Origin of the sequence: Rudaea sp. 3F27F6, assembly GCF_005503555.1 — a bacterium.
Taxonomy (GTDB): domain Bacteria; phylum Pseudomonadota; class Gammaproteobacteria; order Xanthomonadales; family Rhodanobacteraceae; genus Rudaea.
Genome location: NZ_SCNG01000002.1, coordinates 947,038 through 970,879, shown reverse-complemented (window position 1 = coordinate 970,879; position 23,842 = coordinate 947,038). Strand labels below are relative to the sequence as shown.

17 protein-coding genes are annotated in these 23,842 nt (G+C 65.2%); 10 read left to right on the top strand and 7 right to left on the bottom strand.

Annotated features, from left to right (window positions below; genetic code table 11):
- Positions 1-15 precede the first annotated feature (15 nt).
- A complete protein-coding gene (locus FFS30_RS12045; RefSeq protein WP_137913370.1) occupies positions 16-2,886 on the top strand; it encodes a type 2 lanthipeptide synthetase LanM family protein in 2,871 nt (956 codons plus the stop codon).
- Between the two features lie 69 nt (positions 2,887-2,955).
- A complete protein-coding gene (locus FFS30_RS12040; protein ID WP_171014581.1) occupies positions 2,956-3,465 on the top strand; it encodes a DUF4275 family protein in 510 nt (169 codons plus the stop codon).
- A 348-nt stretch (positions 3,466-3,813) separates the two neighbouring features.
- Here FFS30_RS12040 and FFS30_RS12035 read toward each other — a convergent pair whose 3' ends face one another.
- Positions 3,814-5,619 carry an Ig-like domain repeat protein gene (locus FFS30_RS12035; protein ID WP_171014580.1) on the bottom strand — a complete coding sequence of 602 codons (1,806 nt, stop codon included), beginning with the start codon at positions 5,617-5,619 and terminating at the stop codon, positions 3,814-3,816.
- Between the two features lie 202 nt (positions 5,620-5,821).
- Between FFS30_RS12035 and FFS30_RS12030 the strand changes: the two genes are divergently transcribed.
- Positions 5,822-6,082: a hypothetical protein gene (locus tag FFS30_RS12030; RefSeq protein WP_137913367.1), complete on the top strand. Its 261-nt coding sequence runs from the start codon at positions 5,822-5,824 to the stop codon at positions 6,080-6,082.
- Positions 6,083-6,186: 104 nt separating this feature from the next.
- Here FFS30_RS12030 and FFS30_RS12025 read toward each other — a convergent pair whose 3' ends face one another.
- Positions 6,187-7,212 (bottom strand): peptidoglycan-binding protein, encoded by a 1,026-nt coding sequence (locus FFS30_RS12025; RefSeq protein WP_137913366.1) that lies wholly within the window; start codon positions 7,210-7,212, stop codon positions 6,187-6,189.
- A 262-nt stretch (positions 7,213-7,474) separates the two neighbouring features.
- Between FFS30_RS12025 and FFS30_RS12020 the strand changes: the two genes are divergently transcribed.
- The 6 genes from FFS30_RS12020 (at position 7,475) to radA (ending at position 18,820) form a co-directional block, all read left to right on the top strand.
- Positions 7,475-10,204 (top strand): winged helix-turn-helix domain-containing protein, encoded by a 2,730-nt coding sequence (locus tag FFS30_RS12020; protein ID WP_137913365.1) that lies wholly within the window; start codon positions 7,475-7,477, stop codon positions 10,202-10,204.
- A gap of 311 nt (positions 10,205-10,515) precedes the next feature.
- Positions 10,516-11,598, top strand: a complete 1,083-nt coding sequence (gene alr / locus FFS30_RS12015; RefSeq protein ID WP_137913364.1) for an alanine racemase — start codon at positions 10,516-10,518, stop codon at positions 11,596-11,598.
- An 82-nt stretch (positions 11,599-11,680) separates the two neighbouring features.
- A complete protein-coding gene (locus FFS30_RS12010; protein WP_137913363.1) occupies positions 11,681-13,639 on the top strand; it encodes a hypothetical protein in 1,959 nt (652 codons plus the stop codon).
- Positions 13,640-13,815: 176 nt separating this feature from the next.
- Positions 13,816-14,361 (top strand): ECF-type sigma factor, encoded by a 546-nt coding sequence (locus FFS30_RS12005; RefSeq protein ID WP_171014579.1) that lies wholly within the window; start codon positions 13,816-13,818, stop codon positions 14,359-14,361.
- Between the two features lie 100 nt (positions 14,362-14,461).
- Positions 14,462-17,338 carry a serine/threonine-protein kinase gene (locus FFS30_RS12000; RefSeq protein WP_137913361.1) on the top strand — a complete coding sequence of 959 codons (2,877 nt, stop codon included), beginning with the start codon at positions 14,462-14,464 and terminating at the stop codon, positions 17,336-17,338.
- 108 nt (positions 17,339-17,446) lie between these two features.
- The gene (gene radA / locus FFS30_RS11995) at positions 17,447-18,820 is read left to right on the top strand and encodes a DNA repair protein RadA (RefSeq protein ID WP_137913360.1); all 1,374 of its coding nucleotides are present in this window, start codon (positions 17,447-17,449) and stop codon (positions 18,818-18,820) included.
- A gap of 12 nt (positions 18,821-18,832) precedes the next feature.
- On the opposite strand, the gene FFS30_RS11990 is transcribed toward radA, so the two are convergent.
- Together FFS30_RS11990 and ccsA are read right to left on the bottom strand one after the other, a co-directional pair.
- Complete coding sequence (locus FFS30_RS11990; protein ID WP_137913359.1) at positions 18,833-19,198, bottom strand: DUF488 domain-containing protein; 366 nt, start codon at positions 19,196-19,198, stop codon at positions 18,833-18,835.
- Positions 19,199-19,208: 10 nt separating this feature from the next.
- A complete protein-coding gene (gene ccsA, locus FFS30_RS11985) occupies positions 19,209-20,006 on the bottom strand; it encodes a cytochrome c biogenesis protein CcsA (protein WP_137913358.1) in 798 nt (265 codons plus the stop codon).
- Positions 20,007-20,163: 157 nt separating this feature from the next.
- Between ccsA and ffh the strand changes: the two genes are divergently transcribed.
- Positions 20,164-21,549, top strand: coding sequence for a signal recognition particle protein (gene ffh / locus FFS30_RS11980; RefSeq protein WP_137913357.1), 1,386 nt, complete (start codon positions 20,164-20,166; stop codon positions 21,547-21,549).
- 23 nt (positions 21,550-21,572) lie between these two features.
- Here the strand turns inward: ffh and FFS30_RS11975 are convergent, their stop codons facing one another.
- Genes FFS30_RS11975 through FFS30_RS11965 form a run of 3 tightly spaced genes read right to left on the bottom strand, consistent with a single transcriptional unit; the run spans position 21,573 to position 23,713 of the window.
- Positions 21,573-21,995, bottom strand: coding sequence for a DUF4440 domain-containing protein (locus FFS30_RS11975; RefSeq protein WP_137913356.1), 423 nt, complete (start codon positions 21,993-21,995; stop codon positions 21,573-21,575).
- On the bottom strand, positions 21,979-23,379 hold the full coding sequence (locus FFS30_RS11970) for a DUF2867 domain-containing protein (protein WP_137913355.1): 1,401 nt from the start codon (positions 23,377-23,379) through the stop codon (positions 21,979-21,981). The genes FFS30_RS11975 and FFS30_RS11970 overlap by 17 nt, the downstream gene beginning before the upstream one ends.
- Positions 23,380-23,398: 19 nt before the next feature.
- Entirely contained in the window at positions 23,399-23,713 is a 315-nt protein-coding gene (locus FFS30_RS11965) for a metalloregulator ArsR/SmtB family transcription factor (protein WP_212742470.1), read from the bottom strand.
- Between the last annotated feature and the right edge of the window lie 129 nt (positions 23,714-23,842).

Here is a 23,842-nt window from a genome sequence, read left to right as displayed (position 1 = left end):
CGATGCGTTGATCGGGTGACTACGACCACCCGCAATTTCAACTCATCGCTGGGCTGCCTTTACCAAGCCGATCTGGACGGATTGGCAGCCCAGCTTGCCGCTCTCGGCGGCCTCGGCGTCGACGAATGCGATCTGATCGTCGGCGCCACGCGCGACAACCTCGTTGCCACACTGCACGGCAAACTCTGCCGCCTGCTCATCGTCGAACTGAACGCCGCGCGCGTGAGCGGACGCCTTTGCGGCGAAAGCAGCGCGCAGCGCTGGGACCATTTCTGCGCGCTTTCCTCCGAAGCGACGTTCTGGGCAGGCTTGTCCTCGCACTATCCCGCTCTCGCCGGCCGCGTATCGCGCGTGGTCGCAAACATCTGCTCGGCGGCGCATAAATTCGCGCGGGATTGGGCGAGTGACAAAAATGCGCTTGCATCCGTATTCGGTGGCGTGCCGACAGCGCTGCTTCAACTCGATTTCTCGGCCGGCGACAGTCACCGCGGCGGCAGGACCGTAGCGATCCTGCGCACCGACGCCGGCCAACTGGTCTACAAGCCGCGGCCGACGATGGTCGACGCGGCGCTGCACGGATTCATCGCCGAACTCAGAAACGACGGTTGTTCGACGTCGATGCGCGTGCCCGATGTCGTTGCGCGCATGGAGCACGGTTGGTGTGAATTCGTCGCGCATCGCTACGCGCGCGATGATGCCGAATTGCAGCAGTTCTATCGCGGCATCGGTCACTGGCTGGCCTTGATGAGACTGCTCGGCGGCAGCGACCTGCATGCCGAGAACCTGATTGCGGTGGGGCCGAATCCCGTGGTGATCGATTGCGAAACTCTGTTCACGCCGAAAATTCCGCCGCGCGATTCGGGCCTTGGGCAGGCGTTCGATCGGGCCGCGCATGTGCTTGCCGACACCGTTCTCGCCACCGGCCTGTTGCCGAGCCGTGGGGGCGCCGTCGGCTGGCAGGGAGTCGACAATTCCGGCGTCGGCCTGCTGCGGGGTCAGCAGCCGCGCATGCCACAGCCGCAGATCGTCGGCGCCGGCACGGACGAGGCGCGCATCGGCATGGTCGAGGTGGATGCGCCGTCGACGCAGAATCAACCGAGCGTCGATCCGGTACTCGCACGCTACTGGCCGCTCGTTCTGTCCGCGTTTGACGAGATGACCGGGCATCTGCGCAAACTCGATGCGACCGGCTCGTTGCGCACGCGGCTGCAAACCTTCGCCGACTGCCGCGTGCGCGTCGTGCCGCGCGCCACGAGCGTCTATGTCGAGCTGGGCCGCATGCTTTGGCATCCCACCTCGCTGCATGACGAGGCGGCGGCTCGCGGCCGCGCTGCCGGGCTGCTCGAAAAGATGGCGGCGAATCTTACGATCGCACCGGACGACCGCACGGTGATCGACGCGGAAGTGCAGGATCTGCTCGTAGGCGATATTCCTTATTACTCGACCCTGGTCACGTCGGGCCGGCTCGACGGGCCGCGCGGAACGCGCTGGCTCGATCGCTGCAACCTGCTCGAACAGGCGCTCGACGGCTGGCGCGGCGCGGATTTCGATCTCGATCGGCGCGTGATCCAGGCGACTCTTATCAGCGCCTACGTCAACGAGGGCGTGCTGCCTGTTCACCGTTCCTTGCTTCCGTCGCATCCGCGCGCGGACGATCTCGATGCGAGGCGTCGCCGCCAGGCCGCGTCGATCCTGCGGCAGATACTCGATGCGGCGATACACGCAGAAGACGGCAGTATTGCCTGGATCGCTCCGGTCGTGACGCCGACGAGCCGATCGATCCAGCCGATCGGCCAGGATCTGTACAACGGTCTTGCCGGCGTGGCGGTGACGATCGCGGCGTACCTGAGCGAAGTGAAAGCCGAGCGGGCCGATCCGGTGGACGGACTCGAACGCCATCTCGATTCGGTCGTGCGCACGCTCAATCTCGCCGAGGCGAGATTCCGCAGCGAAGCCGCGGAGAAAGTGAAACCGCGGCCGCGCCTGCCCGGCGCATACGTCGGACTCGGCTCACAAATTTGGGCGCATTTGTTTCTTGCGCATCACGGATTCGAGCCGGACGCGAATCTCGATCGCGCGCGCTCGCTGGCCGCGCTTATTCCACAGGCCGCCATCGCCGATACGACTCACGATATTTTGTCCGGCATTGCTGGCGCCATTCCGCCGTTGCTTGCGCTGCATCGTGTGACGGGCGACGAGGGCTATCTGCAAAACGCAAAAGATTTGGCACGCCTGCTCGATGAGCGCGCGAAGCGCAATCAAGACCGCGCCCACTGGAGTGACAGCCGCTGGCCCGACGGCGTCGGCGGCTTTTCTCATGGCGCGACCGGCATCGCCTGGTCGCTGACGAAATTGATGCGTGCGTCGATGGACGATCGCTATGGCGATTTGGTTCGCGCCGCATTTCTTTTCGAGGAATCGTTGTTCGATCCCGAGCGTGAAAACTGGCGCGATCTGCGTCACGGTGCGAACGAGAAAACAGCAGCGGCATGGTGCAACGGCTCCGTCGGCATCGGGCTCGCGCATCTGGATTTGGATCCTGCCCTGACCGATCCGTTTGCACGGCAACAAGTGCGGCGTGCGGTCGCAGCGACGTGGTTACACGGACGAGGGCTCGATCACTGCCTTTGTCACGGCGATTTCAGCGCGTGGGAACTGCTCAGCAAGGCCGCCGCGGCCGGCGAAGGACCGCGCGGAGTGACGGACGAAGAGATGACGGCGAGCCTGCTCACGAGCCTCGAAGACCACGGCGCGATCTGCGGCGTCTCGCGCGATATGTTCCTGCCCGGATTGATGACCGGCGCGGGCGGCATCGTCTATCAGTTGCTCAAGATGAATCCGGCGAGTGCATTGCCGTCGGTGCTGACGCTCGGCGATTTTTCTTGAGCTCGTTGCGAAGCTCGTAAGACAACGGTTGCGGTTTTCGTACAAACTTCAATGCCGAAGGGCGAGGTGATGCCTGATCTAGGCATTAAGCGTGATGCAGCCGAGCGTGCCATGGACGTTAAAGGGAAAATAAAACAAAAATCGACGAAGGTCTCTGTTACTCCGGGGCCGATAGAACGCCTTCTCCTGGTTTCAGAAGTCAAAGCGCATATCGATCGTTGGATGGCGATCTTTGGTAGAGACCGCGAAGGTATACACTTCAACGAGTTTATTTGGCACGTCTTCAGCTACAAACGTTTCCCCAGCGTTTCGCGTGGCGATGCCGCCGCTTTGTACGCACAACAGGTGGCACCGGAATTCGTCGTCATTTCCAACAATCGCCGAGAAGGTTTCGTTACGAGGAATCGTCCTGCTGCCTGTTCGTGGCAGGATTGGCTCATTTTCCCTCCCAATCTGGCGTGGACCATGGCCTTTACGCACGAAGACAAATGGCTCGGACCATTCTTTGCACAGAACTCGAAATTTGAATCATTGGACGCAGAGAATCGCAAGGCATTGTGCAGCGCGCCCGAAACTTGAGAATGCCCGCAATAAGGGCTGGCCGAAAAATTGAACCTTTGAACACGCGAATCGCCGCGGACTGGGTTGTGCCCATACGACGCAACGAATAGGCGGCGAAGCGCTTCGAGCGGATCAAACTTTTTGAGCGGCCGGAATTTGATCCGTCTCAGCGGGTGCCATTGGACCGTCAGTGCGGGCGATCGTCGAATGGAGCAATCGAGGCATCGATTGCGTTTGACTAGACCCAAAAAAAGCCCGGCGTATCTGCACGCCGGGCTGCGGCCGCAGCCCATCGGCCATAAGGCTTTACCGGCAGCGCGGGTTGGCTGCCGGTAAAGTGCGTGCCTCTTGGTATCTGTGAGTGGTTCAGGCGCCGTGGCGGCGCAGGTGCGCGGCGAGTGCGAGTGTGAGTGCGGCGATCATTGCGAGCACGGCCCAGGTCGACAAGGTCGGAGCGGGCACGGCTTGCGCAGCCGGCGCAGCGGTCACGGTCACGAGGACCGGCGTGCTGCTGCTGGCCGCATTCGTCGCGTCGCCCGAGTAGGTCGCGATCAGGCTGTGCGTGCCTACGCTCAATCCGTTGGCTGTGAAACTCGCAGCACCGTTTGTGCCGAGCGGAGCCGTGCCGATCACGGCACCATCGGCGCTGAAGGTCACCGTGCCGCTTATCGCCGCAGCGAGCGCTGCCGCTTGCGCGCGCGGCGTGGCCGTGCCGGACGTTACCGTGGCGGTGAGGCCGAGGCTGTTGCCAAACTGCAGCGGATTTGGCGTCGCAACGAGTTTGGTCGTGGTCGGCGTCACCACTATGACCGGCGTGAAGCTCGCCACCACCGTGCAGTTGGCGGTGACCGGCTGGGTCGTATAGGTGCTGCCGGTCAGGGTTCCGTTGCAGGTGCCGCCGACCGACGCGGTGTAGCCTGCGTTCGCGCTGACCGTGAACGTCGCGGTGGCGTTCGCCGCGACCGTCTGCACCGTTGCCGGCGAGATCGTTCCGTTCGCACCCGCGCTCGGCGTGACCGTATACGTGGTGCCCTGGGCCGCGTTGACGGTGAAGCCGTTCGGCAGTCTCGCGTTGAGTCCGCCCGCGCTTTGCGTGCCGCCGACGTCGCGCGCGCCCGCGGCGGCGCTCGGTGCGATCACCAATGTTGCGGTCGCCGTCTTGTCATCGACGACGACGAGATTCGTCACCGAAACGCCGGCGCCCAAGTCGAAGGTCGTGCCGGTCTTGAAGCCGAGGCCGCCGAGCGTAACGTTGACGCTGTTGCCCGCGGTGCCGCTGGCCGGAGTGATCGAGCGCAGATCGAACTGCGCGAACGCGGGAATTTCGCCGAACGAGATCGCCGTCTGCACGGTCACCGAGGCGCCGGCCGGCAGAGCGCGGTTCCACTGCAGCGCCGCGCCGTTGTCGATGCATTCGGTGGCGCTGACCGTGTTGCTCAGTTGGCCCTGGCCGATTTCGCTCCAGACCGCGCTGAAACCGCGCGCGACATAGGCGTCGGGCGGCGTCTGCGGGATCAGCAGGATCGTGTACTTCTGCGAATCGGTGTTCGGGCAGCCGTCGCCGCTCTGGCCGCCGGGACTGGTCGAGGCTGCCTCGATGTAGGGACGACCGCGGTCGCTCGCGGCGAGAAAGATGTCGGCGCCAAGGAAGATCTTCACGTTCTGGCTCGCCGCCGAATTGGTCAGCGTCAGCGCCTTGGTGAAGTAGTTGTTGCCGTTGACGTACTGCACTTTGAGCGTCGCCGCGATGCCGCTCGTGCCGAGCGTCGACGCCGCGCTGACGGTGAACGGGTCGGCCGCCGTGCCGGTGCCCGTCACCGCGCCGAGCGAGGTGGAGGTGAACGGCGTGTTGCCGCTGAACGAGGTCGCGCTGCCGGCGGGATGATTGCTGAAATCGGGAGAATAGAACTGGTCCGCCGTGCGTACGAAGAAACCCATGTCCGCCGTACCGGTCGCGTCGGTCGGGTAGATCTGGCCGACGCCCGGGATGGCGCTGTTGACGATCTGGAACGAATTGTCGGCGCCGACGTGAACAGTCAGCGGGGAGCCCTGGATTTTCGTCACTGCGGGTGCGGCCGCCAGGGCGGCGACGGGCAACAGGCTCGAGGCGAGCAGGAAAATCCGGGCGGCGAGGCCGCGCAAACGCGCGGCGGGGGGATTGCTGGAGAACATGATGGATACCTTTGTTGCGTGGACGCGTAGCGGCGGCGCTACCCTTGTGTGGCACACCGATGCTAGGGAGCGCGCCGCGCCGCGTCGGCACGGAACCCCCATGCCCAGGTAATGAATCGGTAACGGCGGCCCTGTTGCAGCGCTCGCCGCCAGTCAGTACGCCGCCTTCCAACCGGCTGCGGTCAGGATCGAACTTGGCAGGTTGGCGGAAGCCCACAAGCTGCTCGCGACGCTCGACGTCGAGGCGCTTTACGTCGGCGATGCCGACCTGCTCTGGGGCACGCATATCGATGCGCTGCGCGGACTGCTGTTGGGCAAGCGCGGCGACAGCGCCGCCGAGTCTGTGTTGCGTGCAGCCGTGAAAGGCTTTGAAGGCAACGCGCAAACCGAGGAGCCGCTGCATTGCAAAGTGCAGCAGGTGTTGTCGGCGACATGCGGGCAGAAAGCGGGCAGGCGGCGCTGAGTGCGGGTTTCGCCGGCGCTCGGTGCAAGCAAAATCGCAAAGCACAGGCAGAAAAAAAGACGACGGGGATTGCCCCGTCGTCTTGGCATAACGCGGCGGAACGCTCAGTTCTGCAGCGCGGCCGCGGTGGGAGTGTCGAGTTGGCCGGTCACCGGCAGGCCCTTGATCTTCTGGAACTTGCTGATCGCGGCCGAGGTGCCCGGTCCCGGCAGGCCATCGACCTTGCTCGTGTACAAGCCGAGTGCGGCGAGCTTGCGCTGGGCGTCGGCGAGCGACATGCCCGGATCGGCCTTGGTCGCGCCGTCGACGCCCAGCTGGCCGCCGGTGCCGAGGCCGCCTTCGACGCGCTGCGGCGCGTATTCGCGCACCGACTTGACCATCTGGTTGTACGAATCGAGGAACGCGGCGGCGATGACCTTGCCCTGCGGCGTGCTGTTGTATGCGCCGGCGCCGCCGGCCACGGTGCTGCCGATGCCGAGTGCGCCGAAGCCGAAGTCGGTGTTCTTGGCGCTGCCCTGGGACGCGGCGACCTGGACGCCGGAGCGCGTATCGGTCAACATCAGCGTCGTCGAGGCTTCGCTGCTTTTCATCGAGCCGGCCAGCGCGCCGAGCAGGCCGCCCGCGCGGCCGCCGATCGCGGCGCCGAGCGAGGCACCGCCTTCGCCGGTCTGCTGCGAAAACTGGATCGTCGGCGTCACCACGTAGTCGGCGGCGACGATCTGGCCCTTGCCGAGGTTGCTGCGCGAACGCAATTCGCCGCTCGCAGCCAGGTCGCGCTCCTGCATCATCTGGTTGAGGCCGCGGCCGCGATCGACGACGACGAAGCAGTTGCTCTGCTGGATCATCAGGCGGATCAGCGGTGTGGTCGCCGGCAGGTGATACTGCGTGGTCAGGATGATGTACCACTGATCCTGGGTATTTTCCTCGACCGCGAGGGTGCCGAGCGGCTTGGCGCAGTGCTCGAGCTGGGGCGCCGCGTTCTTGCTGGAGGCGCCGCCGGCGGAACCCGAGACCGGGTTGCTGCCGCCGCCGACCGTCATCTGGCTGGCGCAGCCGGCGAGGAGCAGAGTGCTGCCCGCGGCGAGGGCGAGGAGGGCCGTAGAAACGCGAGGTGTTTTTGTAATAAGCATCGTGGTTTTCCGCTGAGTAATGTGGGCTGGCCCGCGGGCCATGCGACTCGCAAGCGGCGCGATGCTAGGCAGGCGCCCGGATCGTGTCGGCACGCAGCGGCAATTCTTGGGTAACGAATTGGTAACGGCGCGCGGCGCAAGGGCGATGCGGCTGGCGGGGATGGCGGCAGTCGGTGAGAATTGGTGAGCGGACGGGGGGAGGTCCTCCGCGGCGGTCGTTTTCGGCTGCTGCGGATTCGATGGAGCAGTGGAAGGACGACGGATGAAGAATGACGAGCAAATCGGTACGCAAACCTCGTACCGTTATCGTTTCGGTACGGCGGAATTCGACGAGGCGCGGTTCGAGCTGCGCGTCGCCGGCCTGCCGGTCGAGGTCGAGCGCCGCGCGCTCGAAGTGCTGGCCTACCTGCTGCGCCATGCCGGCGAGGTGGTGACCAAGGAAGAACTGTTCCGCGAGGTCTGGGCCGGGCGCATCACCGTCGACAAGGTATTGCCGAACGCGATCGCCAAGCTGCGCCGCGCGCTCGGCGAGGCCAATGCGGACCTGCTGCTGACCCAGCCGCGCATCGGTTATCGGCTCGACGGCACGGTCGAGCGCATCGCGGTCGGCCGCACCCTGTCGAGCAAGCTCGAACTCGCACCGGGGCAGACGGTGCCGGGGCGGCCCAATTTCCAGCTCAAACGCCTGCTCGGCAGCAGCCGCGGCAACGAGGTCTGGCTGGCCGAGCATGCGAAGACGCGCGCGCTGCGCGTGTACAAATTCTGTACCGACGGCGAGCGCCTGCGCGCACTGAAACGCGAGGCGACCCTGGCGCGCGTGCTGCAGGAAGGCGTCGAAGACCATCGCCACTTCGTCGAACTGATCGACTGGAACTTCGAGACGCAGCCGTTCTTCCTCGAATGCGAGTACGGCGGCGACAACCTGCTTGAATGGGCCAAGACCTCGCTCGCTGCGCGTGGACGCACGGAACGGCTCGGTCTGTTCCTGCAGATCGCCGACGCGGTCGCCACGGCCCACGGCATCGGCGTGCTGCACAAGGATCTGAAACCGGCCAACGTGCTGATCGCCGAGGAAGAAGCCGGTCCGCGCGTATGCCTGACCGACTTCGGCAGCGGCCGCCTGCTCGACCCCGACCGGCTCGAAGAACTCGGCATCACCGGCCTTGGCCTCACGGTGACGCAAAGCCTGTCGGCCGATAGCTCGACCGGCACACCGTTATATCTGGCGCCCGAAGTGATCGCCGGACATACGCCGACCGTGCAGAGCGATGTGTATGCGCTCGGCGTGCTGCTCTATCAATTGCTTGCTGGTGATTTGAGCAAGCCGATGGCCTCGGGCTGGGAAGCCGACATCGGCGACGACCTGCTCAGTGATGACATCCGCTCGGCGACGCACGGCAACCCGGCTCAGCGCGTGGCCGGCGCCGCCGAACTCGCGGGCCGTCTGCGCAATCTCGATCTGCGCCGCGAGCAGACCGCGCGTCTGCGCGAGGTGCAGGCACAGGCGCGCCTCGCTCAGGAAACGCTCGCACGCAGTCGAGCGCAGCGTCCGTACCTCATCGCACTCGTCGGCGCCCTGGTGCTCGGCGTGCTGGTCTCGCTCGGGCTGTACCGCACCGCGTCGAATGCGCGCAACACCGCGCAGCGCGAACTCGATCGGGCGAATGCGATCAACCGCTTCCTCAACGAAGAATTGATCAGCAACTCCAATCCTTTCGTCGCGGCGAAAGGGCAGAGCGCGACGCTCAAGGACACCTTGCTCGGCGCGCGCGAGCGCATCGCCAAGCGTTTCGCCTCGCAGCCTCTGACCGAGGCATCGATCCGCGCGAATCTGGTCTCGCCGCTCAACATGCTCGAACTGTTTGCCGAGGCCGAATCCGAAGCGCGCAAGGCGCTCGCGTTGTACGAGCGTGAAGAAGGCGCATCGAGTCTCGACGCGCTGAGGGCACGTTCGATGCTCGCGCGCATCCTCACGCGCACCGCCAAGTTCGACGAGGCGCTCAAAGAAATCGAAACCCTCGACAGTTTGACCAAGGATTCGCCCGGCGCGTGGACGAAGTACCTGACTTCATCGGCGAAAGGCACTTACTACGCGAACCGCGGCGACTATGCGAAAGCCGTGCCCGAATTCAAAGTCGCCATCGCCGCGATCAGGGAAGTCGACCCCGGCAACATTTCCGTGCGCGATTCGATGCGCATGGATCTGATCAGCATGCTGATCCAGACGGGCAATGCCAAAGAGGCGCTGCAGGAAGGCAAGGGCGTGATCGACGAGATCGTCGCGCGCGGCGGCGACAACGAACTGGTGCTCGCCTTCGCCAAGGCCAGCGTGGCGAAGGCCTACGCGGCCGAAGGCGACGACGGCCAAGCCGAAGCGCAGTTGCTTGATGCGCAGCAGACTATCGTCAGACTGCTCGGCCCAGAGCACACGCGCAACCTCGTCCTGATGAGCGACCTCTACGAGATCGAACTGCGACGCAAGAATCGCGCGAAGGCGCTGGAGTATGCGCAACTCGTGTACACGGGATTCCGCACCAAGCTCGGTGAAGATCACAACATCACCAATGTGACCCTGATCAATCTGGGCCAGGCGCTGTACGAGAACGGCAACTCCGTCGACGCCGCGGCGCGTCTGCGCACGGCTTACGAGAAGCTCTCGGCGAAGCTGACCAAGCAGAATCCGCAAAGCCAATACGCCGGGTTCTGGCTCGCCGCGGCGCTGGCCGATCTCGGCAAGGCGGACGAGGCCGCGAGTCTGGTCGACTCTCTCGACCAGAAATCGCTGGAGCTGGCCGGTTCGCCGGACAACGCCTGGAAATTCCGCATCGAAGCGCTGCGCGGGCTGATCGAGATGAAGCGCGGCAATCGCGCCGCTGCGCAGACTTTGCTCAAATCCGCGATCGACGGCATGAAACAGAATTCGGTTGCAGACGAGACGATTTATACGAAGGCCAATCAGTCGCTGGCCGTATTCGCGGAAAAGCCGGCATGATCGATCACGGCCCGGTTGCGTGATTCGCGACCGAGCCGACGGGCCGAGACTTGGGTTTGCCGAGCGCAGAATTTGCCGAGCCGCGCAAACTGCATGTGAGTATGCGTAGCAGTAAAGAGACGTCCGCCCGCTGTCCCGATGAACCGAAGTCCGTGCGAGGCTTCGGTTCCGCCGCTTCGCCGCGCTTGCTATGAAAATGCCATAGAACATCTCGTCGAAGGCCCATCCGCTTCATTCCAGAAAGCAAATTGTTGCGATACTGCACGTCGCTTCGTTGCGCCGAAGCCCCGACAAACCACGATACCTAACTGATGAGCCGCACCACACTAGCCACGATCCGCCTCGGCGCGCTGCGCCGCAACCTTGCCCGTATCCGCGAGCGCGCCGGCGGCGCCAAGGTGATGGCGGTGATCAAGGCCGACGGCTACGGGCACGGCCTCGAACGTGTCGCGCGTGCCTGTGCGGATGCCGACGCGCTCGGCGTCGCCTCGCTCGGCGACGGACTGCGCCTGCGTTCGGCCGGCAACGGCCAGCGCATCGTCGTGCTGTCCGGACCCGACGAGCCCGGCGACCTCGCCGAATTCCGCCGCCTTGGCCTCGACGCGGTAATCCATCACGACACGCAACTCGACTGGCTCGCGGCGGACGGCGAGACGAAACCGCTGCGCGTCTGGCTCAAGATCGACACCGGCATGCACCGGCTCGGCTTCGACCCCGAGCGCATTGCGCAAATTCATGCGCGTCTGCGCGCATTGCCCGGGGTCGATCGCGACATTGTGCTGATGACGCATTTCGCCGCGTCCGACGAATTCGACAATTCTCTGACTCGCGAGCAGATCGCGCGCTTCGATGCAGCGACGGCACATCTCGACGGCGCGCGTGCGCTGGCCAATTCCGCCGGGCTGCTCGGCTGGCCTGCGGCGCGCAACGATTGGGTTCGCGTCGGCGGCTTGCTCTACGGTCTCTCGGTCGTCGATGGAAAAACCGGCGCGGACCTCGGCTTCGAGCCCGTGATGACCTTGTCCACGCGACTGATCTCGGTCAGGCATATCGCGAAAGGCGAGCGAATCGGCTACGCGGCGACCTGGGAGTGCCCTGAAGACATGCCGGTCGGCGTCGCCGCGATCGGCTATGGCGACGGCTATCCGCGCAGCGCGAAACCCGGCACGCCCGTGCTCGTCAACGGCAAGCGCGCCGCACTCGTCGGGCGCGTGTCGATGGATCTGATCACGATCGACCTGCGCAACGTGCCCGACGCGCAAGTCGGCGATCGCGTGACGCTATGGGGCGAAGAGTTGCCGATCGAAACGATCGCCGCGCACGCCGGCACGATTTCCTACGACCTCACCTGCGGGATGACGCGGCGCGTGCTATTCGTCGAGGACGATTCGTAGGCCGTGCGGCAACTGGTGGCTGCTGGACTGCTTGGCTACACTTCGTGGCTGCGCTGCGGACGGAATAGGACCGAGTAGGCGCATGGATGTCCAAAGTGAAAGGGGATTCGGGGTGGAAAAGCTTGGGGCGAATCATCGCGCGCTTTTGCGTGCGCAGTCTTGGTCGCGTCGTTTCGGGATCGTGCTGTGTGCTTTGTTCGCATTGCTGGTGTGGTTGCCAGCGGCCGCGGCGATTCCGTCGAGCGAGCGCGCGGTGCTGGTTGATCTCTACAACCAGACCAATGGCGCTGGTTGGACGAAGAATACGGGTTGGAATGGGCCAGTAGGCACGGAATGCAGTTGGTATGGCGTGACGTGCGACGATGCGCAGACGCATGTGATCGCAGTCGGTCTTGATGACGGCGATCTAGGCAACCATCTGGTTGGTACGCTGCCTTCAATTGCGGCGTTGACTAAATTGCAGTCGTTCCATGTCAACGGACCACGCTCGAGTTGCGGTACGGGGCGGGATCGCGATTCGGAATATCAGGGGCACTTAACCGGAACGCTGCCAGATTTGTCCGGGCTACAGGATCTTGAGTATTTTGCCGCGCAAAATAATCATTTCACGGGAACGATTCCGGTGTTGGCCGGATTGACCAAGCTCACGAGGTTTTACGTCGGTATCAATGACCTGACTGGCGAGATTCCGAGGTTTGAAGGGCTGAGCAAACTTACTTTTTTCTATGCTTGCCGCAATCAGCTGACCGGCACCATCCCGGACTTCGGCAGCACGCCGAAGATGCAGGAATTTCGCATAAGCTTCAATCAGTTGACCGGTACCATCCCGGACTGGAGTCAACTGAGCAATCTGGATAGTGCCGACCTCGACCACAACCAGTTGAGCGGCGCTATCCCGCCCCTTCCTGCGAAAGCGCTTCTGTACGACATTGACGTCTCCCACAACCGATTGACGGGCATCTTGCCGGCCTTCCCGATTTACGGGCCGTACGCCACATTTAATGTGAGTTTCAATCTGTTGTCCGGTGATTTGCCTGCTGCACCGCAGGGGACCAACGGCCGTCGGGGCTACGCTTTGTGTCCGAATCTGTTTAATCGGAAAGAATCGAAAGAATGGGATGACTTGGTCGGTGAATCTCCCTGGTACGCCGATTGTTTCGACGCCAAGGTCAATCTCAACCAATTTGGCTTGACCGGCACTTGGTACAACCCGACGACGAGTGGGCAGGGTTTCATGTTTCAGAGTTTTCCCGATCTGCACGCAGTCGGACAAGGGTTGTTCTTCGGCGGCTGGTTCACCTTCGAGCGCGACTGGTCGCCTTCGACCTATCACGGCGACCCTTCTCCGGCACAGCACTGGTATAGCCTGCAAGGCAATGTGGATAACCTGTTCCCTTACGCGCAGCTCGATATCTATACCGGTACGAGCGGCAATTTCGCTGCCCCGCCGCGCATAACGCCGGTCAAGGTCGGCACGGCGCTCCTTGCGCTGTCGGATTGTGGCCACGCGACTTTGAAATACGACTTTGATGCGTCGATACCGAAATCGATGGGCTCGATCCCGCTGACTCGCCTCAGTGGAAATAGCCGCTGCACACCCGTAGGGGACAACGGCGCCGCCGCGACGAACTTCTTGCTATCCGGTTCATGGTACGACGCGGAGACGAGCGGGCAAGGCATTGTCCTCGACATCAATCCGGATACAAACCTGCTGTTTGCGGCCTGGTATACCTACACAAAAAACGGGGCGCAAACCGGCGGCACCGCGAGCCAACGCTGGTTCACGCTGCAGACCAACCAGTTCGCGCCCGGCGCGAGCGCGGTGAGCAACGTCGAGATCCTTACGGCGACCGACGGCCTGTTCGACGATCCCAAACCGGTTACGAGCCAGCGCCACCTCGGCACGGCCGATATTGCGTTCCAGGATTGCGCGACGATGACCCTGAGCTATCGCTTCGATGCGGGCGAGAACGCGGGCGAAATCGGCACCATGCGCCTGACGCGCCTCGGTCCTGTGCCTGCGGGATGCAAGCTGCCTTAGCTCGCGCGGGCGACGGATCACAGGCCGATTCGTGTGATCCGTTTGGCGAAAAAACTGCGACGCAGGTCCGTATAGCAGGCGGCTGAAATATGCGATGGTGCGCCTGCTTCGGCCGCGAGGCGGGGCGCCGGCGCAGCGCGGTGCGCGCCGGAGACGGGGATCGGCGTGCATCGGCGATGAGCGAAGTCACTCAACTTTTGCAGCGCAGCAGCGCGGGCGACGAGGCCGCGCGCGAGCCGTTGTATCGACTGCTGTATCCCGAGCTGATGCGGCTTGCGCGCAGTCATCTTTCGCGCGCCGGTACGCTCACCCTCGATGCGCCGAGCCTGCTGCACGACGCCTATCTGCGCCTGACCGCCAACCGCCTCCTGCCCGACACCAACCGGCACGTATTCTTCGCCTATGCCTCGCGCGTGATGCGCAGCGTGATCGTTGATTACGTGCGCGAGCGCGGCGCGCAGAAGCGCGGCGGCGGCATGCGGAGCGTGACCCTGACTGGCGGCCTCGCCGAGACGATCTTCACCGAACATTCCGTATCCGACATCGAGCGTGCGCTGAGCGCGCTCGAAAACCTCGACCTGCGCGCCTATCGCGTCGTCGAGATGCGTTATTTCGCCGGGCTGACCGAAGAGGACATCGCCGCGGTGCTCGACGTGTCCGTGCCGACGGTCAAGCGCGACTGGCGCAAGGCGCGCGCGTTCCTCTACGGACAATTGTGCTGAGCGCAGTGCGCGAACGGCGACGGTGACATGCGCGCCGCGTGATACGCGCGGCGGTGAATTTGCGTCTGAAGTCCGCAAGCGGTTTTGACGGGGAAACGACGTGGCCGACGATAGGCGTGGCGATGAAGACGATGCGCGGAATTCGTGGCACGAGGCCATGCGCGTTTTCGAGGAATGGGTCGATGCGGACGGCGCGCGGCAGGCGCAACTGCTCGCGCGTCTCGTCGCGCGCGATGCCGCGGCGCATGCGCATCTGCTCGAACTGATCGCTGCCGACCGCGCCGCCGAAGGCCGGCACTTTCTCGAAGCCGACGCGATCGGCGACGCACAGCCGCTCGAAGAGGCGCCGGCGCCGCAGGATCTTGCCGGCGAGCGCGTCGGTGCCTGGCGGCTCGATCACCTGCTCGGTAGCGGCGGCAGCGGCCAGGTCTGGCTCGGCATGCGCTGTGACGGGCGGCATGCGGGGCGCGCGGCGATCAAACTGCTGCGCGGCGGCGCAAGCGACCGTCAGGCGCAGCAGCGCTTCGCCCGCGAAGGGCGCCTACTCGCGCGCCTGCAGCATGCGCACATCGCGCGCCTGCTCGACGTCGGCGAGAGCGCGCAGGGTCAGCGCTACCTCGTGCTCGAATATGTCGACGGCGAGCGCATCGATCACTGGTGCGATCGCCAGCAGGCGAGCGTCGAGGCGCGTCTGCACTTGTTCCTGCAGATTTGCGCAGCGGTCGCGTATGCGCACGCGAATCTGATCGTGCATCGCGATCTCAAACCGTCGAACATCCTCGTCGACACGAGCGGCGCGGCGAAGCTGCTCGATTTCGGCATCGCCAAACTGATCGAAGACGACGGCGGCGAAGACGATACGGCCGAACTGACGCGCGTCGGTGGCGCCGTGTTCACGCCCGAGTACGCGGCGCCCGAACAGTTCGCCGGTGCGCCCGCGACGGTGGCGACTGACGTCTATTCGCTCGGCGTCGTGTTCTATCTTCTGCTCAGCGGCCGGCGCCCGCACGGCGGTTGCAATACCGCGCCGGCGCTATGGGCGCGCACGCTATCTGAGCATGAGCCGCGACGCCTTTCTTCCGCCGCGGCGGACAAGGGCGAGGACACCGAACGTCATGCGCAGGCGCGCGGCATGACGCCCGAGCAACTGCGACGCAGCCTGCGCGGCGATCTCGAGACGATCGCCACGTGCGCGCTGAAGAAGGCGCCGGCCGAGCGCTATGCGACGGTGCAGGCGTTCGCCGACGACGTGCGGCGTTATCTGCAGCATCAGCCGATCCGCGCGCATGCGGACAGCACCTGGTATCGCGCACGCAAGTTCGTGCGCCGGCATCGCATCGGCGTCGCTGCAAGTGTGCTCGCTGCGCTCGGCGTCGCCGCGGGCGTGGTCGGCGTGTTGCGCGCCGAGCGCGTCGCGGTGCGCGAGGCCGCGCGTGCACAGGCGGTCCAACAGTTTCTGATCGGCCTGTTTCAAGAGGCCGATCCGGCTCGCGCGCAAGGTGAGAAGCGTAGCGTTGGCGATCTGCTCGATCGCGGCGAGAAGAATTTGCGCGCGACGCTCGACGGCGAACCGCAGACCAAGCTCGCCCTGCTCGGCGCGCTCGGCAGCATCCGCATGCAGCTCGGCGACGGGCGCAAGGCGGTCGCGCTCGCGCAGGATGCGCACGAACTCGCCGCGCGTGAATTCGGCGCCGACAGCCTCGACGCCGGCGATGCGCTCGCCGGCCTCGCCGATGCGCAATTGAACGCAAGCGATTTCGTTGCGGCGGAGAAAAGCCAAGTACAGGCGCGCGATGTGCTGCGCGGCTATGCCGATGTGCGCGCAAAAGAACTCGCGATGATCGACGCGCATCTGGCCTTCGTCTACATGCAGACCGATCGCGACGCCGCCGCACTCGAGCAATATCAGGCGGCGCTGCCGCAGATCGAGAAACTCTACGGCGCGCAGAGTTGGGAACTGGCGAACCAGAAATCGCTGCTCGCGAGTTTGTATTCGCGGATGAACCGGCCGGCCGACGCGGCCGCGTTGTACGCCTCGCTCGAACCGCAGCTCGATGCGGTGCCGCCCGAACACGCGCTCGATGCGGCCGAGATCCGCGGCAACGAAGGTTATGTGCTGATGCGGCTCGGGCGCACCGCGGAATGCGAGGCGGTGCTGCGCAAAGTCGTCGCCGAGTACGACCGCTTGGCCGGGCCCGACAACAACTACGCGGTCGCCGCGCTGCGCACGCTCGGCTACGCTCAGGCCGAAGCGGGCGACTACGCGAAGGCGGCGGCGACGTTCGGCGAACTCGTTGCGCGCACGCGGCGTGCATTCGGCGCCGACACCGGCGAATACGCGCTCAACGAGTCGTTCCATATCGGGCCGATGCTGATGACGGGGCAGGCCGGCGAGGCCGAGGCCATCATGCGTACCGCGCTCGGCACCGCTCACAGCGCATCGGGGCTGACGACGTCGGAACAGCGCGGCATCGAACGCCGCTACACCCTGACTCTGATCTGGAACGGCAAGGCCGGGCAGGCGTTCGATATGCTCAAGCGCATCCTCGCCTATGAACGCGAAAACCAGGAGCCGGCGTTCAAGCTCGCCTCGACCTTGCTCTATCTGGCCGGCGTGCAGAATGCGCTCGAACGCTATGCCGACGCGCGCGCGAGCGCGCACGAAGCGGTCGAAATCTACGTGCGTCTCGGCCGGCGCAGCGATGCCGGCCTGGTCCAGTTGACCGAGGCGTTGGCGATTTCCGCGCAGGGTTTCAGCGCCGAAGCGCTCGGCATGGTCGATGCGGCGGAAACGAATCTGTTCACGCGCTTTGCCGCCGACAGCCCCAAACTGCTGCTCGCCGCGGTGATCCGTGCGCAGATTCTGCGCGAAGCGGGGCGCGAGACGGAAGCCGCGGCGATGGACGAGTCCGCGCGCACGGCGCTGAAGCAGCGCGTCGGTGTCGAACTGCCCGCGCGCCTGGTCATGTTGTTCTGACCGAAGTACAGGACCGACGTTTTGGAAGGAGAGGTGCGACAGGTCCGATTGTCGTGCGCACCGCGCGGCCATCGCGTCAGATGAGACGCGCCGAACTACAATGCGCGCATGGCGAAGAACAAGACGGCTTACGTTTGCAATCAGTGCGGTGCCGAATACGGCAAATGGCAGGGGCAGTGCGAGTCCTGCGGGGCGTGGAACACGCTCAGTGAATTCGCGCTCGAGCCCGCGGCGAAAAGCGCGACGGTGCGCCGCACCGGCTATGCGGGCGCGGCCGAAGCGAAGGTCGTCGCGCTGACCGAAGTCGCTGCCGAGGCCGAGACGCGCGTGCGCGTCGGCATCGGCGAGCTCGATCGCGTGCTCGGCGGCGGCCTCGTCGAAGGCTCGGTGGTGCTGGTCGGCGGCGATCCTGGCATCGGCAAATCGACCTTGCTGTTGCAGGCGCTCGGCGCGCTCGGTGTCGTGCTGCGTGCGCTCTATGTGTCGGGTGAAGAGTCGCTCGCGCAGATCGCCGCGCGTGCGCAGCGCCTCGGCCTGCCGCTGGAGCCGCTGCGCTGCCTTGCCGAAACCTGCGTCGAGCGCATCATCGAGAATGCGCAGAAAGACGCGCCGCGCGTGCTCGTGATCGACTCGATCCAGACCATCTGGACCGAGACGTTGACCGCCGCGCCGGGCTCGGTCAGCCAGGTGCGCGAATCGGCCGCCCGGCTGGTGCGCTACGCGAAGGAGACCGGCACGAGCATCTTCCTCGTCGGCCATGTCACCAAGGAGGGCGGCATCGCCGGCCCGCGCGTGCTCGAACACATGGTCGACGCGGTGCTCTACTTCGAAGGCGAATCCGGTTCGCGCTTCCGCGTGCTGCGCGCGTTCAAGAACCGCTTCGGCGCGGTCAACGAACTCGGCGTGTTCGCGATGGGCGACAAGGGCCTGCGCGAAGTGCCGAATCCCTCGGCGATTTTCCTGTCCGCGCATAGCGCGCCGACGCCGGGCAGTGCGGTCATGGTCACGCGCGAAGGCACGCGGCCGCTGCTCGTTGAGGTGCAGGCGCTGGTCGATCAGTCCTCGCTCGGTAATCCGCGCCGCGTCGCGCTCGGCCTCGAACAGAACCGGCTGGCGATGCTGCTCGCGGTGCTGCACCGGCACGGCGGCGTCGCGGTCTACGATCAGGACGTCTTCGTCAACGTGGTCGGCGGCATCCGAGTGCAGGAAACCGCGGCCGATCTGCCCGTGCTGCTGGCCGTGCTGTCGAGCTTCCGCGACCGGCCGTTGCCGGAAAAGCTCGTCGCGTTCGGCGAAGTCGGATTGTCCGGCGAGATCCGTCCCGTGCCGAACGGCGAGGAGCGTCTGCGCGAAGCGGCGACGCACGGTTTCCTCAAGGCGATCGTGCCGAAGGCCAATGCGCCGAAAAAGTTGAAGATCGGCGAGATGGAAATCGTCGCCGTCGAGCGCCTCGCCGAAGCGCTCGACGCAGCCGCGGACTGAGCGCCACTGGGCTCAGCGGCGCGATTCGAGGAAGGTCTTGAGCACGATCGCGTGATTGTGCGTTTCGTCGTGCGCGGCGTAGACGAGGGTGACCGGGCCTTGCGCAACTTGGCGCTCGGCTTGCGCGACGGCATCCGGGTTCGTCTTCAGCTCGGCGACGTAGCGGCGCATGAACTCGGCGAAGCGCGCCGGTTCGTGGCCGAACCAGACGCGCAATTCGGGGCTCGGCGCAATGTCCTTGAGCCACAGATCGAGTCGCGCGGCGTCTTTTTTCAGCCCGCGTGGCCAGAGCCGGTCGACGAGTATGCGGCAGCCATCGTCTTCGCTCGGCGCTGCGTAGGCGCGCTTGATCGCGATCGTGTGCTTGGGGGCGGCCACGGCGAAAGCCTCAGGGCACGCGTTTCAGCACCACTTCGAGCACGAAGCGGCTGCCGAAGAACGCGAGCAGCAGCAGCGCCATGCCGAACAAAGTCAGATTGACCGCGCGGCGCCCGCGCCAGCCGTAGCGCCAGCGGCCGAACAACAGCGCGCCGAACACGATCCACGCGGCGATCGACAGAATGGTTTTGTGCGCGAGGTGCTGATCGAACAGGTTGGTGACGAACAGGATGCCGGTGATCAGGGTCAGTGTCAGCAGGACGAAGCCGGCGCCGATCAGGCGGAACATCAGTGCTTCGGTCAGGGTCAGCGGCGGCAAGGTGCGCACGAGTCCGTCGAAGCGGCGCGCATGCAGGGCGCGTTCCTGCAGGGCGAGCAGGATCGCGAGCACGGCGGCGATGCTGAGCACGCTGTAGCCGAGCAGGGCGAAGATCGCGTGCAGCTTGATCTGCCATTCCAGCGCGATCGGCTGGGTCGACGGCGCGAAGAACACATCGACGCCGAGCAGCAGGGAGGCGAGCGGAAACACGATCACGCCGAGCGTCGCCACCGGCCGGTTCAGGTTGACGAGCAGGCACAGCGCCGCGATACAGGCACCGACTAGGGACAGGGCGGCGAAGAAGTGCAGATCCACGCCGCCGCGATGGGCGCCGAACAGCTCGGCGAAGTGCAGGATCACGGCGAGCGCACCGAGACCGAGGCCGAGCGCGCGCGGCTGCGCCTGCCGATGCAGCAGGGGCAGGGCGAGGATCGCTGCAGAGCAGAGATACAGGGTCGTGGCGACCAGGGTGAGCACGGTGGCGGGCATGCGGCAAGTGTAGCGGTTTAGTTCGCGGGACTCCCAGCCGCCGCGGCCGCTTCAGCGGCCCGCATCGGGGCGGAAAGGCGGCGATGGGGCGGCCGGAGGCGTTCCCGGCCCCGCTGTGCCGGTATAATTGCCGCTTTGCTCTCCTGCGGTTCTTCTCATGTTCGAGTCTTTAAGCCAACGCCTTTCCTCCACCATCGAGCGCCTGCGCGGCCGCGCGCGCCTGACCGAGGCGAATATCCGCGAAGCCCTGCGCGAGGTGCGCATCGCCCTGCTCGAAGCGGACGTGGCGCTGCCTGTGGTGCAGGCGCTGATCCAGCGTATCCAGGTGCGTGCGGTCGGCCAGGACGTGATGAAGAGCCTCACCCCGGGCCAGACCCTGGTCAAGGTCGTGCGCGACGAGCTGACCGCGGTGATGGGCACGGTCAATACCGACCTCAATCTTGCCGCGGCGCCGCCGGCGATCGTGCTGATGGCCGGCCTGCAGGGCGCGGGCAAGACGACCACAGTGGCCAAGCTCGCCAAGTTTCTCAAGGAGCGCAAAAAGAAGAAGGTCATGGTGGTCAGCGCTGACGTCTACCGTCCGGCGGCGATCGAGCAGTTGCGCACGCTGGCCGAGCAGGTCGATGTGCTGTTCCATCCGAGCACGGGCGATCAGGACCCGGTCGCGATCGCCAAGGGCGCGGTCGACGCGGCGAAGAAGAATTTCGCCGACGTGCTGCTGGTCGATACCGCGGGCCGCCTCGCGATCGACCAGGACATGATGAACGAGATCAAGGCGCTGCATGCAGCGCTCAATCCGGTCGAGACCCTGTTCGTCGTCGATGCGATGACCGGCCAGGATGCGGCGAACACGGCGAAGGCCTTTGCTGAAGCGCTGCCGCTGACCGGCGTCGTGCTGACCAAGACCGACGGCGATGCGCGCGGCGGCGCGGCGCTGTCGGTGCGCTACATCACCGGCCGCCCGATCAAGTTCATCGGCGTCAGCGAGAAGCCGGACGGGCTCGATGCGTTCTATCCGGACCGCATCGCCCAGCGCATCCTCGGTATGGGCGACGTGCTCTCGCTGGTCGAGCAGGTCGAGCAGAACGTCGACAAGGAGAAAGCGCAGAAGCTCGCCGAAAAGGTGATGAAGGGCAAGCGCTTCGACATGAACGACATGCGCGACCAGTTGCAGCAGATGGTTTCCATGGGCGGCCTCGCCTCGTTGATGGACAAGCTGCCCGGCGTCGGCAACCTGCCCGACAGCGTCAAGTCGAAGGTCAACGACAAAGAAATCCATCGCATGATCGCCATCGTCAATTCGATGACGAAGAAGGAACGCCGCCATCCCGACCTGCTCAACGGCTCGCGCCGCGCACGCATTGCCAAGGGTTCGGGCACTCAGCCCGCCGACGTCAACCGTCTGCTCAAGCAGTACATGCAGATGGAAAAGATGATGTCGAAGATGGGCTCGGGCGGCATGAAGGGCCTGATGCGCCAGATGGGCGCGGCGATGCGCGGCATGGGCGGCGGCGGAATGCCGCCCGGCGGCCTGATGCGCTGAGGCGCGCCGCCTGCGCGTTCACTTCATTCGTCGGCGACGACGGTGCCCTGGTGGAAGACGATCTTCCAGCCGCCGCGGCCGTCGCTGCGCCAGATCGACGCGCGCCGCGTGACCCGGCCTGCATGCGTCAGCGTGTAGGTCAGGAGGAAATTGCCGGCGGCGATTTCGGCGCAGTGGAAATCGCGCGTCTCCCAATGATCCTGCGGCGGATCGAGTCCGCGCTGCTCGAGCACGTCGAGGATGTATCCGCGCGAATAGCGCCGGCCTGAAGCGCCGATCTCCCAGAACGCATCGTCCATCATCGCCTCGAAATCGGCACGCGTGGTACCGAATTCGGGGTGATGAAAGACCGGCTCGCGACGCTGAAGCTGATCCAGCACGGATAGGTGTTCGCCCGCCGTGATGAGCGCGGGCTCGAAGGCGGAGTGATCAGGCGAGTCGGTCATTGGCGCAGGCTCGGATGGCGTGGTCTACCGCCATGCGCAGCATGGCCGGAGCGATATAGCGGCGGTGCGTGCGGTCGATCGCGGCCATGTAGAAGCGCCCGAACAGATTCTTGCATGCGACGCGCGTGCCGAGACTGAAGACGATGCGGCCGTCGCCGAGCATTTGTACGCCGACGCAGGAGCGGAAGCGCAGATGCTTGTCGTCCGCGCCGAGCAGAACTTGCGCCCGCGTATCGCCGGCGTCGATCGACTGCGCGAGCACCGGAAAACGCCCGGCGAACGTGTCGCCATCGTCGCGGCCGAGCAGGGACGAGACCGGGCAGCCGAGCGGTGAGGTGCGCAGGCCGAGCGGTTTGACGAGAAAGTTGCGCAGCTTCATCAGCCGCGAAACGCCGGCCGGTGGGTTGTCGACGAAGCCATCGAGCAACAGCGCGAGGCATGCGGAAGCCGAGCCTGCATGCATTTCGCCGCAGCCGAGCGTGAGGCGGAACGTGTCCTGATGATGGTGCTGGCCGGCGAGGGCGGACGACAGGAGCGAGTCCTCCGCCGGCGCGCCGAGTTCCTCGACACGACGCGCAACCGTGCTGTCGGCAAGAAAGCCGGGCGACTTGCGCAAAGCGCCCGCCGCAGTGCGGATGCGCCCGAGGCTGCTGCGTGCATGTTTGCAGAAGCGCGCGAGTGCCGAACCGGCGGGTGCGTCGAAGGACAGCGCGATCGTCGCGATGCCCGCGGGCCGGGCATCGACGTCGTCGAGCAGCTTCGCGGCTCTTTCCGGCAGTAGCTCGGTCAACGCGGGAATCGTCGCGTCGCCGGCCAGAATGCGCTCGCGCACCGGTTCGGTCAGGGCGCCGCCGAGTTCGTTGGTGTGGCAGGACAGCGCGAACAGGGTGGGATGCTTCGAATCCGTATCGACCGGGCCGAATTGATGCCAGGTCTCGCCGCCGAAGCGCACGGTGAACAGGCTGTCGGGCGGAATATCGACCTGGCGTAGCGAACGCACGAAACTCTGCGGATCACGCTCGATTTCGGCGTGCGACGCACCGGAGAAACGCAGGCGTGCGCCGCCGCTGCCCGAGACGGCGGTGAATACGCGATGGCCCGCGTGGCGGTGGAACGGATGGCCCTTGGGGCCGACCGCGAACGAATAGAGCGAGCTTGCGTCGCCTTTGGCCAGATCCATCGCGCCGAGCCGCGCGGACGGTTCGTCGAGTTCGTCGACGAAATGCTCGTGCGCCTGCTGACGCCGCGTGGCGCTGGCGAACAGCGCGTCTCCCGCGCCGTGGCCGAGCTGGGCGATCAGCGAGACTTCCACCGGCAACGCGCCGGAGCGCGGATGCAGTCGTGCGGTCGGAAAGGTGGCGACGGACTGGGCGAGGGCAGGCATGACACGGTTCTCCTTCGCTTCAGGATTTCTTGCGTGCGCGCGCCTTGGCTTCGCGCTTCAGCGGGCCCGCGACCGGGCAGACTTCGGCGACCCACGAATACAAGGTGTTGGCGAGATGGTCGGGAACGAGCCGGTAGTAGACGTACTGGCCGCGCTTCTCGCGCGAGATCAGTCCGGCTTCTTCGAGGATGCGCAGGTGGCCGGACAGGGCCGGCTTGCTGAAGTCGAAGCGTTCGGCGATCTCGCCGGCGCTGAGCTCGCCCTGGTTCACGTAGGCGAGGATCTTGCGTCGCGCGGTCGAGGCCAGTGCTTCGAATACCTTGTCCATCGGAATTAAGTAATTAAGAATTTTCCTAATTAATTACATTCTTCTTTTTCCTTGTCAAGTGCGCTATTTTCTGCCGGCGCTGTGGCTCGCGGAGAAGGAGCGCGGCATCGGGGCGGTGGCCGCCAAAACCCTCGA

Excerpts from the sequence above, each read along its gene's own strand:
- FFS30_RS12040 (WP_171014581.1), top strand. The coding sequence starts at position 2,956 with ATGCCTGATCTAGGCATTAAGCGTGATGCAGCCGAGCGTGCCATGGAC.
- FFS30_RS12035 (WP_171014580.1), bottom strand. The coding sequence starts at position 5,619 with ATGTTCTCCAGCAATCCCCCCGCCGCGCGTTTGCGCGGCCTCGCCGCC.
- FFS30_RS12025 (WP_137913366.1), bottom strand. The coding sequence starts at position 7,212 with ATGCTTATTACAAAAACACCTCGCGTTTCTACGGCCCTCCTCGCCCTC.
- FFS30_RS12020 (WP_137913365.1), top strand. The coding sequence starts at position 7,475 with ATGAAGAATGACGAGCAAATCGGTACGCAAACCTCGTACCGTTATCGT.
- alr (WP_137913364.1), top strand. The coding sequence starts at position 10,516 with ATGAGCCGCACCACACTAGCCACGATCCGCCTCGGCGCGCTGCGCCGC.
- FFS30_RS12010 (WP_137913363.1), top strand. The coding sequence starts at position 11,681 with ATGGATGTCCAAAGTGAAAGGGGATTCGGGGTGGAAAAGCTTGGGGCG.
- FFS30_RS12005 (WP_171014579.1), top strand. The coding sequence starts at position 13,816 with ATGAGCGAAGTCACTCAACTTTTGCAGCGCAGCAGCGCGGGCGACGAG.
- radA (WP_137913360.1), top strand. The coding sequence starts at position 17,447 with ATGGCGAAGAACAAGACGGCTTACGTTTGCAATCAGTGCGGTGCCGAA.
- ccsA (WP_137913358.1), bottom strand. The coding sequence starts at position 20,006 with ATGCCCGCCACCGTGCTCACCCTGGTCGCCACGACCCTGTATCTCTGC.
- ffh (WP_137913357.1), top strand. The coding sequence starts at position 20,164 with ATGTTCGAGTCTTTAAGCCAACGCCTTTCCTCCACCATCGAGCGCCTG.
- FFS30_RS11975 (WP_137913356.1), bottom strand. The coding sequence starts at position 21,995 with ATGACCGACTCGCCTGATCACTCCGCCTTCGAGCCCGCGCTCATCACG.
- FFS30_RS11970 (WP_137913355.1), bottom strand. The coding sequence starts at position 23,379 with ATGCCTGCCCTCGCCCAGTCCGTCGCCACCTTTCCGACCGCACGACTG.